The sequence below is a fragment of the Bartonella vinsonii subsp. berkhoffii ATCC 51672 genome, from assembly GCF_902825225.1.
GTDB lineage: Bacteria > Pseudomonadota > Alphaproteobacteria > Rhizobiales > Rhizobiaceae > Bartonella > Bartonella berkhoffii.
Window position 1 is genome coordinate 1 of record NZ_CADEAK010000112.1, and the last position, 525, is coordinate 525.

1 protein-coding gene is annotated in these 525 nt (G+C 47.6%); it reads right to left on the reverse strand.

Features of this window, described 5'->3' with window-relative positions:
• Nucleotides 1-525, reverse strand: a 525-nt coding sequence (locus J7R10_RS08500; RefSeq protein WP_208436463.1) for a phage tail tape measure protein, incomplete at both ends; no start/stop codon positions are given.

The window sequence follows — 525 nt, forward strand, 5'->3', positions numbered from 1 at the left end:
TGAGTTTAAACATGGTTGCCGCACCGGTGGCACGATTGGTAAAATCAGACACTTCACTGGCTTTTGCCGCCATATGGTTGGAGAGATGATTGATAGCATCGCCTAGATCTTCAATGCCCGCTTGATTAAGCTTGAAGACATTGCGCAATTTGGCAAAGCGCTCCCCAATCTGATCCCCCGTCATATCAAATGCTACAGCTGCCTTTGCGGCATAAACACTAAAAGCTTCTAGATCTTGTTCACCAATTCCTGCTTGGCTAGCACTGGTCATCAGTTCCAAAACTTCACGTGCTGCGAGCGGGATTTTGCTGGAGGTTTCCAAAGCAAAACGGCGTAATTCCTTTAAGCGATGAAGCGGCGCATCCAGAACCTTTTCTAATCCCTTCATTGATTGGTCGAATTGCATAGCTTTATAGAGGGGAGCAATTAAGGTTGCGGTTTGGGCAATGGCACCCACCATGCGTCCACGCGCTTGGTTGAAAGCATTTTCCGCATTTTTGGTCGCATCCTCAAGATGTTCAGGGT